This is a genomic window from Brevundimonas sp. Marseille-Q4549 (genome assembly GCF_976940555.1).
On sequence record NZ_CDRHXG010000001.1, the window covers coordinates 2,281,722 to 2,293,725 of the forward strand.

A 12,004-nucleotide genomic window follows, 5' to 3' on the forward strand; every position below is an offset into this window, starting at 1 on the left:
ACAGGCGACGCCGGCGTAGGGGCGTTAGAGCCGCCCCGTCTCGCCCAACTTGTCCAGCATCCAGACCCTGGCGGGCGGCAGAGGCTTGTTCAGGGGATGGAAGACGAACTGTTCGAGGAAATGACCGGTCAGGTCGAAACCGGCCTTCACGTCCCCCTCCACCAGTCCCGCCTGTGCGCCCAGCATGAAGGGCGGAAGGGTCAGCATCTTGTCGGCATAGGGGGCGCCGGCCTGGCGGCTGACGGCGCGGCCGGTGCGGGGGCTGACATAGATCAAATCATCGACCCCGCCCGTCGCGGCGCATCTGGTCAGGTCGAGGCCAAAGCCCAGATCGTCCAGCAGGCCCGCCTCGAACCGCACGAAGATGGCGGGCCAGACCGACGGCAGGGCGAAGGCGGCCATCAGCGCCTCGAACGCCAGGAAGACGCCCGGATGCGGCTCCCGCTCCGGCAATGCGCCCTGGGCCACGGCGGCGGCGGCGGCGAGACCGGTCAGGGCCACGGCGTCGTCGAACAGGGCGCTAGGGCCCTCGCCCATCGGCTCCAGCCGCGCGGCGCCCAGATGATCGGACGTGCGGGCGCGATAGTCGGCCACGACACGCGCGCCGGGCTGGAGGAAAGGCCGCATCTTGCGTGAGGCGCCGCCCGCCACATAGGCCGCGCGACGGCCGTGGCCTTCGGTCAGCAGATCGACCACGGCGCCCGTGTCGCCATGCGCCCGCGCCGACAGGACGAACGCCTCTTCCTGGAAATCCATCGGGCCGAACCGTCAGGGGGCCGGGGCGGCGATCAGGCCTACGACGGCGCGCGCCTTGTCGTTCGGCACGGCGAAGCTGAGGACATATTGTTCGATCTTCCAGGCGCCGCCCGCCCCCCGTCGCGACAGGACGCCCGAACCGCGCAGCGCGCCGTAGGCGTCGTTGTCCAGCACCTCGTCGAACCAGGCCATGTCGCCCGAAACGGTCAATGACCGCTCACGCGGGCGATAGGTCCAGCCCTTGCCTTGGGCGAAGAAGGGCTCGGCATAGGCGCGGAACTGCGCCAGGCTCCACCGCTCGGTGTTGTCGGTGCCGATGAAACGGGCGTCGGGCGCGAACTGGTCGAAATAGACGACCCCGTCCGCGCGCGAAGCCGCGGCGTGCATCCGATCCAGCGTCGTCGCCGCATCCTGCGCCGCCAGGTCGGCCTGGATGGAAGCCGGGTCGGGCGGTGCGCCGGGCGGCGAGGAGGACTGAAGGGCCAGGGTGGCCAGAAGAGCGAGGATCATGGCGATGTTCTAATCCTGTTCCGCGTTCGGGGGAACGGGTGTCGGCAGGGTGGATCATCGCAGCCCCGAAGGCTAAGCCTGCGGCATCATTTTGGCCCTCCCCGGCCGCTGACCCGGCGTTCCAATGTCCCGCGTGAAAAGCGAAGCCCTGCGCTCCAAGATCATGTCTGCCGAGGATGCGGCCGCGCTGATTCCCGCCGGATCGACCGTGGGCATGAGCGGTTTCACCGGCTCGGGCTATCCCAAGGCGGCGCCGCAGGCGCTGGCGGCGCGAATCGAGGCGGCGCACCAGGCGGGCGATCCCTTCCGTCTGAAGGTCTGGACCGGCGCCTCTACGGGGCCGGAACTGGACGGAGCCCTGGCCAAGGCCGACGGGATCGAGTTCCGCCTGCCCTACAACTCCGACCCGATCGCCCGCGACAAGATCAACAAGGGCCAGATGGAATATCTGGACATGCACCTGAGCCAGGTCGCGCCGATGGCGTGGCAGGGTTTCCTGGGGCCGCTGGACACCGCCCTGATCGAAGTGTCGGCCGTCAACGCCGACGGCTCGTTGGTCCCGTCCTCGTCCATCGGCAACAACAAGACCTGGCTGGATCGGGCGGAGCGGATCATCCTGGAGGTCAACCGCTGGCAGAATCCGGCGCTGGAGGGGATGCACGACGTCTATTACGGCACGGCCCTGCCGCCCTCGCGCGTGCCGATTCCCCTGACGCGGCCCGATCAGCTGATCGGCCAGCCCGTGTTCCGCTGCGATCCGGCCAAGATCGTCGCCATCGTCGAAACCGACGCGCCGGACCGCAACCTGCCCTTCGCCGCGCCGGACCAGAACGCCCAGGCCATCGCCGGCCATCTGATCGAGTTCCTGAAGCACGAGGTGAAACAGGGTCGGCTGCCGGCCGGTCTGCTGCCGTTGCAGTCGGGGGTCGGCAATGTGGCCAACGCCGTGCTGGCCGGGCTGCAGGACAGTCCGTTCGAACGGATGGCCGCCTATACGGAGGTATTGCAGGACGGGATGCTGGACCTGCTGGATTCCGGCAAGCTGACCGTCGCTTCCGCCACCGCCTTTTCGCTGAGCCCCGAGGCGGCGGCCGACCTGAACCGTCGCATGGACCAGTTCCGAGGCAAGATCATCCTGCGCCCGCAGGAAATCTCGAACCACCCCGAGATCATCCGCCGCCTGGGCTGCATCGCCATGAACGGCCTGATCGAGGCCGATATCTACGGCAACGTCAACTCGACCCACGTCATGGGATCGCGCATCCAGAACGGCATAGGCGGCTCGGGCGACTTTGCGCGCAACGCCTACATCTCGTGCTTCGTGACGCCGTCGACGGCCAAGGGCGGAGCCATATCGGCCATCGTGCCCATGGCCAGTCATGTGGACCACATCACCCAGGACGTTCAGGTCATCGTCACCGAACAGGGGCTGGCGGATCTGCGCGGCCTGTCGCCCAAGCAGCGGGCCAAGGTCATCATCGCCAACTGCGCCCACCCGACATACCGCGACGCCCTGTCCGACTATCACCAAAGGGCGCTGGCCGGCACCTATGGGCTACAGACGCCGCATCTGCTGAACGAGGCGCTGTCGTGGCACCAGCGGTTCATCGAAACGGGATCGATGGCGCCTAACTGAACCCTTAGCGGTTCAGGGTCGTCGGGAAGGGGCGGCCCAGAGCCTCGGCCATCGCCTGCTGGCTGATCAGGAAGACCTGGTCGCGCAGGTGATAGTTGTTGGACAGGACGATCACCGTCACGTCGGCGTCGGGCTGATAGAGCATCAGGTTGCGGAACCCGCCCCAACTGCCAGTGTGATAGATCTGGCGGTCGTCGAAGGCCGGTTCGACCTGTTCGCCCAGGCTGTTGACGAAGACGCCGTAACCCCAGTCGCGCCGCCTGTGCCCGCGCTCGTTCGGCTTCGTGTCGGCGGGGGCGTGATCGGCCAACATCTGGCGATAGGTGTCGGGTTTCAGCAGCCCCCCGTGGTGCAACGCCCGCTGCCAGACCAGGAGGTCGTCCAGGGTGGAATAGACGGCGCCCGCGCCGGCCACGATGGAGGTGTTGGCGTTCGGCTGGGCCGCCAGCCCGCCCGGATAGTTGGCGTAGCCCATGACGACGCCGTGATCGGCGCCGTCCAGGTCCAGACCGCTGTTCGTCATGCCCAGGGGCGTGAAGAAGGTCTGCCGCATATAGGTCTGGAACGGCTGGCCGCTGGCTTTTTCGACGATGGCGGCGGCCAGGTTGAAGGCGGCGTTGTCGTAGCTGACCTTGGTTCCCGGCGCGAATTGCAGGCCGAAACGCTTCGTATCCTCCGTCAGTTCGGCCAGGGTCGCCGGCGTCGTGCGCCGCGTCCCCCAGCCGGGGCGCGCCATCAGGTCGGGGATGCCCGAGGTGTGCGACAACAGGTGATGGATGCGGATCTGCGCCCAAGCGGGCGGGCACGGCTGGATCCATTTGCACACCGGATCACCGACGCTGAGCCTGCCCTCGTCCTGCAGGTGAAGGATGGCGGCGGCCGTGAACTGTTTGGAGATGGAGGCCAGGCGGAACCGAGACTTCAGCGTCAGCGGCTGGTTCTGCTCATAGTCGGCCTTGCCATAGACCTGGCGGAACAGGACCTTGTCGCCCTTGGCCACAAGGACGGCGCCCATGAATCGCCCAGCGGCGGCCTCCCGATCCAGGCGTGCGGCCAGAAGGGGCAGGTCCTGAACCACCTGTACGGGCGGGCGCGGCGCGGTCGGCGCATGAAGTGCGGCCGTCAAACCGTGAGCCGGCGACTTCCAGCGCGCGACGCCGACGCCGACGATGATCGCCAGGATCAGACCGCCCAGAAGGGTCAGAAGAAGCCGGGGAACACCCCCGGCGGTACGCGGTACTTCGAACACGGAAACTCAGACGTCGTAGTCGAGGCCGAACTGGGCATAGAGGGCGCGGCTGTCCTGCCATTTCGGATCGACCTTGACGGTCAGGAACAGATGGACCGGGCGGCCCAGAATCTCATTCAACTCCTCGCGCGCCTTCTGGCCGATCCATTTCAGCGTCTGACCGCCCTTGCCCAGAACGATGGGGCGCTGGCTTTCGCGTTCGACATAGATGGTCTGTTCGATACGGGCGGAACCGTCGGGGCGATCCTCGAAGCTGGTGGTCTCGACCGCCGCCGAATAGGGCAGTTCCTCGTGGACGCGCAGATAGACCTTTTCTCGCGTGATCTCGGCGGCCAGAACCCGCACCGGCACGTCGGCGGCCTGATCCTCTGGGTAAAGCCACGGCCCCTTGGGCATCGAGCGCGCCAGTCGCTGTTTCAGATCCTCCACCCCGTCGCCGTTGGCGGCCGAGATCATATAGACCTCGTCATAGACGCCGGTTTCGAACAGCTTCTGCGACAGGGCCAACAGGGTGTCGCGGCGCATGCCGTCGATCTTGTTCAGCGCCAGGATGACCTTGGTTCCGGTCGCCTGAAGATTGGCGATGATGGTCTCGGTGTCCTCGGCCGAGCGGCGGTCGGCGGCCGTGCCGTCCCGCCCTTCGGAATCGATGTGCGACTGGGCGTCGATCAGGTGGACCACCACGTCGGCGTCCTCGGCCCCGCCCCAGGCCGAGGCGACCATGGCGCGGTCCAGACGGCGACGCGGGGTGAAGATGCCGGGCGTGTCCACCAAAACGATCTGGGCGTCGCCCTCCATGGCGATGCCGCGCACCGGAAAGCGCGTCGTCTGCACCTTCTGGGTGACGATGGAGACCTTGGACCCGGTCAGCCGGTTGACCAGCGTGGACTTGCCGGCGTTCGGCGCGCCGATGATGGCGGCGAATCCCGCGCGCTGGTTTTCGATATCGGTCAAATGACGCCTTCTCTTTTCAGCAGCGCCGTGGCGGCGGATTTCTCAGCCTCCTGACGCGAACGGCCCTGTGCGGTCAAGGGTTCGACGCCCTGGACGCTGACCTCGACGGTGAAGGTGGGCGCATGATCCGAACCCGTCCGATCCGACACGCGATAGGTCGGCAGGGGACGCCCCTGCCCTTGCGCCCATTCCTGCAGGGCGGATTTGGGATTGGTCACGGCCCGCGACGGCGGCGCCTTCAGTTCGTCGGCCCATGCGCGGTCGAAGACAGCGCGCGCCGCCTCCAGCCCGCCGTCCAGATAGACGGCCGCCAGGATCGCCTCGACCGCATCGGCGATGACGCCTGCCTTGCGTCGCCCGCCGGTCTTGGTCTCTCCGGGCGACAGCCTCAGGGCAGCCCCGACGCCCAGGGCGTCGCCCACGCGAGCGCAGGCGCCCTTGTCGACCAGAGCATGCAGGCTGGACGACAGCTCGCCCTCGTCGGCGGTCGGATATTGGCGCGACAGGCGTTCGGCCACCAGCAGGCCCAGCACCCGGTCGCCCAGGAATTCCAGCCGCTCGTTGTCGCGCGGGCCGTGGACGCCGACGGGCGCCCCCTCCCCCACGCTGGCGTGGGTCAGGGCCCGTTCCAGCAGCGCCTTGTCGCGGAAGGCATGGCCCAGGCGCGCCTCAAGCGCAGCGACCGCTTCGGCGCGCAGATTGGCCATCAGTGCAGGACGTTGAAGAACCGGTCCAGACGCACGTTGAACCAGCTGGCCGGGTTCCACAGCGACGAGCCGGGCTTCCACGAGAACAGGATGATCTGCGCCTTGCCGACCAGGTTCTCGGCCGGGACCATGCCCACGCCGCTGGACTGTTCGACGCGGCTGTCGATGGAGTTGTCGCGGTTGTCGCCCATCATGAAGTAATGGCCGGCCGGCACCTCATAGACGGGCGTGTCGTCCAGATCGTTTCCGGGGCCGAAGTCCTGGGTCATGAAGCTCTTGCCCTCGGGCAGGGTCTCGCGGACCTCGGACACCATGCGCGGGCCGAAGATGTCCTCGATCTCGCGGCGAGTGACCAGCACGTCCTGAACGGGCTTGTCGTTGATATACAGCTTGTTGGCGATCATCTGGATACGGTCGCCGGGCAGGCCGATCACGCGCTTGATGAAGTCGGTCTTGTTGTCGCGCGGCAGTTTGAACACGACGATGTCGCCCCGCTTGGGCGCCGATCCCAGGATGCGGCCGTCGAACAGGGGCGGGCTGAACGGGATGGAGTGTTTCGAGAAGCCGTAGGACCATTTGGTCACGACGATATAGTCGCCCTCATAGAGGTTGGGCTCCATCGAAGCCGACGGAATGGTGAAGGGCTGGAACAGGAAGATCCGCAGCACCATGGCGATCAGCAGGGCGAAGACGATGGTCTTGAAGATTTCGCCCGTCTCGCTGGCGGCCGACTTGGCGGCGCTCTTGGGCGTCTTGGCGTAGACTGTCTGATCGGCCGTGGTCGGCTCACGCACCGCCGAGACCGGCGCGTCGGCTTCGGACGCCGCGAAAACTTCCTCGGGGGTGGCGTCGCGCCGGCCGGCGGGCTGGGCGTCGTCGGACTTGTGGTCTTCGCTCATGCGATCAGGAATCCCTTGCCGCATGTGCGCGGCCAACGCGCACGCCTATAACCTGATTACGACACCGGCAAGGCTTCGATCACCACGAAGGCGAGCGCATAAGGATGTTCGTCGCTCAGCGTCAGGTGAATTCTGGCCTCATGGCCGGGCGGCGTCAGACGCGCCAGATGTTCGGCCGCATGGCCCGTCAGCTTCAGGGTGGGTTGACCGGACGGCAGGTTCACCACCCCCATGTCGCGCCAATAGACATCGGCCCGCATCCCCGTGCCCAAGGCCTTGGCGCAGGCCTCCTTGGCCGCGAACCGTTTGGCGTAGCTCCAGGCCGGATCCGGTTTGCGATCCGATCGCGCGCGTTCCAGATCGGTGAAGCAACGCTGCTTGAACCGTTCGCCGAACCGATCCAGCGACATCTGGATGCGCCGGATGTCGGACAGGTCCGCGCCGACCCCGACGATCATTTCGCCTGATCCATCGCCGCGCGCATCCGACGGATGGCGGCGTCCAGGCCGATGAAGATCGATTCGCCGATCAGGAAATGACCGATGTTCAGTTCGCGGATTTCCGGAATGGTCAGCATCCTCGGCGCGGTGTCGTAGTCCAGACCGTGGCCGGCATGGACCTCCAGCCCCAGGATGTCGGCCTGGGCTGCGGCTGCGGCCAGACGTTCGAACTCGACCTCCCGTTCGGCCGGATCGGTCAGGTGGCAGTAGCGGCCGGTATGGAGCTCCACCACCTGGGCGCCGACAGCGGCGGCGGCCTCCACCTGGGCTTCGGAGGGTTCGATGAACAGGCTGACCCGGACGCCTGCGTCCGACAGAGCTCTGACGACCGGAGCGACGCGGACCTCATGCCCGGCGACGGCCAGACCGCCTTCGGTCGTCACCTCCTCGCGGCGTTCCGGAACCAGGCAGGCGGCGTGAGGACGATGGCGCAGGGCGATGGCCAGCATCTCGTCGGTGACGGCCATCTCCAGGTTCAGCGGCTTGCCGGCGCGGCGGCACAGGGCCGTCAGCACGTCGATATCGGCGTCGGTGATGTGGCGGCGATCCTCGCGCAGGTGGGCGGTGATGCCGTCCGCCCCCGCAGCCAGCGCCGCCTCGGCCGCGCGGGCCGGGTCGGGATGGGTTCCGCCGCGCGCGTTCCGAACCGTGGCGACGTGGTCGATATTGACCCCCAGACGGACGCGCTGACGCTTCATCCCTGCCCCCTTCGCTACTTCGCCAACCGCCGGCTGCCGGGGTCCTCGACCGGCAGGGCCGCCAGTTCGGGCGGCAGGGCGTCGGCCGGATAGGCCGGCACCGACAGGGACGCCAGGGCGATCAGCGGGACGCCGACGTCCGCCTTGCCGCCCGACCGATCCACGATACAGGCCGCCGCGACCACCTCTCCGCCCGCCGCCTGAATGGCCGCAATGCATTCGCGCGAGGACAGGCCGGTGGTGACGATATCCTCGACCATCACGACCTTCTCGCCCGGCTCGACCGAGAAGCCGCGACGCAGCTTGAACTGACCGCCTTCGCGTTCGACGTACATCGAACGGACCTTCAGGTGTTTGGCGGTCTCATAGCCGGGAATGATGCCGCCCACGGCCGGCGAGATGGCGACATCGACCGGACCGACCGTGGCCACGATCTTCTCGGCCAGCGCCTTGCAAAGACGTTCGCATCGCGCGCCGTCCATGAAGACAAGGTTCTTCTGCAGGAAGATCGGACTGTGCAGGCCCGAGGACAGGACGAAGTGACCTTCGCGCAGGGCGCCGGCGTCACGGAACTCGTTGAGGACGTCTTCGGTGTTCATGAAGGCCGTCCTTAGACCCTGGCTGCGCGGGAATGAACCCTGGGCGCGGCCTTATTCGATGTTTTCGTGGGGACGCAGACCACGGGCCAGCAATTCAGCCCAGACGCCCTCGGCGTCTTCGGCGAAGCCGATCAGGTCCAGGTCCGAACGCGCGATCATGCCGTGTTCGACCAGGGCGTCGAAGCCGATGACCGAGGTCCAATAGGCCTTGTCCACCAGGACGATGGGCACCGGCGGCGCCTTGCCCGTCTGGCGCAGGGTCAGCATTTCGAACATCTCGTCGAAGGTGCCGAAGCCGCCCGGAAAGACCACCAGGGCGTTGGCCCGCATCGCCAGATGCATCTTGCGCATGGCGAAGTAGTGGAAACGGAAGGTCAGCTCAGGCGTCGAATAGGCGTTGGGCTCCTGCTCGTGCGGCAGGGTGATGTTGAAACCGATCGAGGGAGCGCCGATGTCGGTGGCGCCACGATTCGCAGCCTCCATGATTCCGGGGCCGCCGCCTGTGGCGATGACATTGTCGCGCGGTTCGCCGACGCGCCCCCGCAGCGCCCCGCCCCGTTCGGACGCAAGACGACCGAAGGCACGGGCCTGATCGTACCAGGGCTGGCCTTCCCGGATGCGGGCGCTGCCGAACACCACGATCGTGGACCGGACGCCCCAGGCCCGCAGAGCCTCCTCCGGCTTGGCGTACTCCATCAGAAACCGGACGCCGCGCATGGAATCGCCCAGGAGGAAGTCCTGATCCATCGCCGCCATGCGATAGGAGGGCGAGGCCATCTGGGCCGCGTTTCGCTTCGTCTCGTCCCTCATCCGCCGCGCGCGCGCTCCACCGAATCGACCGACGGATTGGCCCTGAGGGCGGCGATGATGCTGGTCGCGTGTTTGGCGTCCTCGACCTCCACGTCCACGTCCACGTCGAAGAAGTCCTGCTGGCGATGGGCCATGGTCATGTTGATGATGTTGCCCCCGGCCTCGCCGATCAGCGTCGTGACCTGACCCAGGACGCCCGGCGCATTGCGGATGGTGGCGCGGATGCGCGCGGCGGCTACGGCGTCCGTCTCTGCCTGGGGCGTCCATTGCAGATCGTGCCAGACCGAGTCGTCGTCGGCGAAGTCGGCCAGGGTCTGGCAGTCGATGGTGTGGACGGTCAGTCCCGTTTCCGGCTCCAGGATGCCGACGATGCGATCACCCGGCACGGGCGTGCAGCACTGGCCAAAGTGGACCGAAACGCCGGGCGTCAGGCCGCCGCCGCGCACGAACAGACGCGCGGTGCCCCCTTCGATGCGCTGTTTCTCCGGCCCGGCCTTCAGGCGTCCTTTCAGCGCGGGAAACAGGGTTTCGGCGACGGTTGTCGGCGACAGACGCCCCCGCCCCAGTTCTTCGAACACATCATCGTCGCTGGCGACGGCCAGGGTTTCCAGAACAGGCTTCAGCGACACCTCCGACAGGGTCTTTTCCACCCGCGTCAGGGTCTGCTGCAGGGCGGCGCGGCCCAGTTTGACGAACTCCTCCCGCTCGGACGTGCGGATGTGGCGGCGGATGGCCGAGCGGGCGCGACCCGTGACGGTCAGACTGCGCCAGTCGGCGGGCACCTCGCGCTTGGCGCCGCGGATGACCTCGACCACGTCCCCGTTCTGCAAGGGCGTGCGCATCGGCTTCAGTTCACCATTGATCTTGACGCCGACAGCCGTGTCCCCGACCTCGGTATGGACGGCGTAGGCGAAGTCCAGCGGCATTCCCCCGCGCGGCAGGGTCACGAGCTTGCCCTTGGGCGTGAAGACGAAGACCTGATCCAGGTACATCTCCAGCTTGGCGTGTTCGACCCAGTCCTCGCCGCCCTCGCCGTGCTCGATGACCTGCACCAGGTGCCGCAGGTTCTGCAGCGGGTCGCGTCCCCCGCCCTTCTCCATCGCCTCGCGGTCGAAACCATAGGACTTGTTCTTGTAGCGCCAGTGGGCGGCCACGCCGTCCTCGGCCACCCGGTCCATCGCCTCGGTGCGGATCTGCATCTCGATGCGCAGGCCGCGGGGGCCGACGACCGTGGTGTGCAGCGAGCGGTAGTTGTTCGATTTGGGCGTCGAGATGAAGTCCTTGAACCGCTCCGGCACCATCGGCCATTCGCGGTGGATCACGCCCAGGGCGCGATAGCAGTCGTCCTCGGCCTCGACAATCACGCGGAACCCATAGATGTCCGACAGCGAGGAGAAACCGACCGACTTCCGCTGCAGCTTGCGCCAGATGGAGTACGGGGTCTTCTGCCGGCCGAAGACGCGGGCGCGCACGCCGGCTTCCGAGAGAACCCGTTCGATCTCGGCGGCCACGCCTTCGATGGCCTGACCATGCTCCAGCTTCAGCGCCTCCAACCGCCGCTCTATGGCGGTCTTGGCCGTGGGATTCAGGTGGGTGAAGGCCAGTTCTTCCAGCTCGGACGCGATGGAATGGATGCCGATGGAACGCCCCAGCGGCGCATAGACCTCCAGCGTCTCGCGGCTGATCCGCTCGCGCTTCTCCGGCTTCACGAACTGCAGCGTGCGCATGTTGTGCAGACGGTCGGCCAGCTTGACCAGAAGCACCCGGACGTCCCGGCTGATGGCCAGGATGAATTTGCGCAGGTTCTCGGCCTGGCGCGTATGTTCGGCCTGAAGTTCCAGCCGCGACAGCTTGGTGACGCCCTCGACCAGGACGGCGATCTCCTCGCCGAACATCCCGGCGATGTCGTCCCTGGTGGCCGAGGTGTCCTCGACCACGTCGTGCAACAGAGCCGTGACGATGGTGGCGGTGTCGAGCTTGTAGTCGGTCAGTATGCCCGCGACCTGGATCGGGTGGGCGAAATAGGGATCGCCCGAGGCCCGCAACTGCGAGCCGTGCATCTTCATCGCATAGACATAGGCGCGGTTCAGCATCGCCTCGTCCGCGGTGGGATCGTAGGCCTTGACCGCCTCGATCAGTTCGAACTGACGCAGGATAGGCGCGCGTTTGGGGGCGGCCGCGTCATCGGCCGCCGTCACCGTCAGATCTGACTTTGGTGCAGTTCGGGGGGCCGGCGGAACCGCGTCGGTCCGCGCCGGCAGGATAGTGACGCCTGTGGCTCCCTCGGGAGTCAGTAGCGCTCCTCCTGCCCGCCGTCGCGGTCGCTTTGCAGCGCGCGGATCAGCTCGGCCTCGGCCATGTTCATATGCTGCGGTTCGGCCAGCAGGGCCACGACCTCGGCTTCGTCCTCGGCCTCGGTGCGCTCGTCGACGCGCTGCAGGGTGGTGATGATGGTCTCGCGCAGTTCGTCCGGAACGACCGTGTCCTCGGCGATTTCGCGCAGGGCGACGACCGGGTTCTTGTCGTTGTCGCGGTCGAGCGTCAGGGCGGCGCCGTTGGCGATGCTGCGGGCGCGGTGCCCGGCCAGCAGAACCAGGCCGAAGCGGTTCGGAACCTTCTCGATGCAATCTTCGACGGTGACGCGGGCCATGGAAATCCTCGAACGCGGGGGAGAACCGCGTCAAAT

The 12,004-nt window shown here is 67.1% G+C and carries 13 protein-coding genes; 1 reads left to right on the top strand and 12 read right to left on the bottom strand.

Going from position 1 to position 12,004, the window contains the following annotated elements; genetic code table 11:
- Window positions 1–24: 24 nt before the first annotated feature.
- Both recO and ACWPV3_RS11215 read right to left on the bottom strand, forming a co-directional pair.
- On the bottom strand, window positions 25–756 hold the full coding sequence (recO, locus tag ACWPV3_RS11210; protein WP_453977902.1) for a DNA repair protein RecO: 732 nt from the start codon (window positions 754–756) through the stop codon (window positions 25–27).
- 12 nt (window positions 757–768) lie between these two features.
- A complete protein-coding gene (locus tag ACWPV3_RS11215) occupies window positions 769–1,266 on the bottom strand; it encodes a nuclear transport factor 2 family protein (protein ID WP_292087138.1) in 498 nt (165 codons plus the stop codon).
- A gap of 124 nt (window positions 1,267–1,390) precedes the next feature.
- Here ACWPV3_RS11215 and ACWPV3_RS11220 point away from each other — a divergent pair, with 124 nt between their 5' ends.
- The gene (locus tag ACWPV3_RS11220; RefSeq protein ID WP_453977903.1) at window positions 1,391–2,902 is read left to right on the top strand and encodes an acetyl-CoA hydrolase/transferase family protein; all 1,512 of its coding nucleotides are present in this window, start codon (window positions 1,391–1,393) and stop codon (window positions 2,900–2,902) included.
- A 4-nt stretch (window positions 2,903–2,906) separates the two neighbouring features.
- On the opposite strand, the gene ACWPV3_RS11225 is transcribed toward ACWPV3_RS11220, so the two are convergent.
- From ACWPV3_RS11225 to rpoZ, 10 genes are all read right to left on the bottom strand, one after another.
- A complete protein-coding gene (locus ACWPV3_RS11225; protein ID WP_453977904.1) occupies window positions 2,907–4,151 on the bottom strand; it encodes a serine hydrolase domain-containing protein in 1,245 nt (414 codons plus the stop codon).
- Window positions 4,152–4,157: 6 nt separating this feature from the next.
- On the bottom strand, window positions 4,158–5,105 hold the full coding sequence (era, locus tag ACWPV3_RS11230; protein ID WP_453977905.1) for a GTPase Era: 948 nt from the start codon (window positions 5,103–5,105) through the stop codon (window positions 4,158–4,160).
- Window positions 5,102–5,812, bottom strand: a complete 711-nt coding sequence (gene rnc, locus ACWPV3_RS11235; RefSeq protein ID WP_292087133.1) for a ribonuclease III — start codon at window positions 5,810–5,812, stop codon at window positions 5,102–5,104. Before rnc ends, era begins: the two co-directional genes overlap by 4 nt.
- Window positions 5,812–6,711 carry a signal peptidase I gene (gene lepB / locus ACWPV3_RS11240; RefSeq protein ID WP_292087132.1) on the bottom strand — a complete coding sequence of 300 codons (900 nt, stop codon included), beginning with the start codon at window positions 6,709–6,711 and terminating at the stop codon, window positions 5,812–5,814. Before lepB ends, rnc begins: the two co-directional genes overlap by 1 nt.
- A 56-nt stretch (window positions 6,712–6,767) precedes the next feature.
- Window positions 6,768–7,169 carry a holo-ACP synthase gene (gene acpS, locus ACWPV3_RS11245; RefSeq protein WP_292087131.1) on the bottom strand — a complete coding sequence of 134 codons (402 nt, stop codon included), beginning with the start codon at window positions 7,167–7,169 and terminating at the stop codon, window positions 6,768–6,770.
- On the bottom strand, window positions 7,166–7,909 hold the full coding sequence (locus ACWPV3_RS11250) for a pyridoxine 5'-phosphate synthase (RefSeq protein WP_292087130.1): 744 nt from the start codon (window positions 7,907–7,909) through the stop codon (window positions 7,166–7,168). The genes acpS and ACWPV3_RS11250 overlap by 4 nt, the downstream gene beginning before the upstream one ends.
- A gap of 14 nt (window positions 7,910–7,923) precedes the next feature.
- Entirely contained in the window at window positions 7,924–8,508 is a 585-nt protein-coding gene (pyrE, locus tag ACWPV3_RS11255; protein WP_313453031.1) for an orotate phosphoribosyltransferase, read from the bottom strand.
- Between the two features lie 51 nt (window positions 8,509–8,559).
- Window positions 8,560–9,318, bottom strand: coding sequence for an LOG family protein (locus ACWPV3_RS11260; RefSeq protein WP_313453029.1), 759 nt, complete (start codon window positions 9,316–9,318; stop codon window positions 8,560–8,562).
- Window positions 9,315–11,516: a RelA/SpoT family protein gene (locus ACWPV3_RS11265; RefSeq protein ID WP_453977906.1), complete on the bottom strand. Its 2,202-nt coding sequence runs from the start codon at window positions 11,514–11,516 to the stop codon at window positions 9,315–9,317. The genes ACWPV3_RS11260 and ACWPV3_RS11265 overlap by 4 nt, the downstream gene beginning before the upstream one ends.
- 92 nt (window positions 11,517–11,608) lie before the next feature.
- The gene (rpoZ, locus tag ACWPV3_RS11270; RefSeq protein ID WP_292087126.1) at window positions 11,609–11,968 is read right to left on the bottom strand and encodes a DNA-directed RNA polymerase subunit omega; all 360 of its coding nucleotides are present in this window, start codon (window positions 11,966–11,968) and stop codon (window positions 11,609–11,611) included.
- Window positions 11,969–12,004 lie beyond the last annotated feature (36 nt).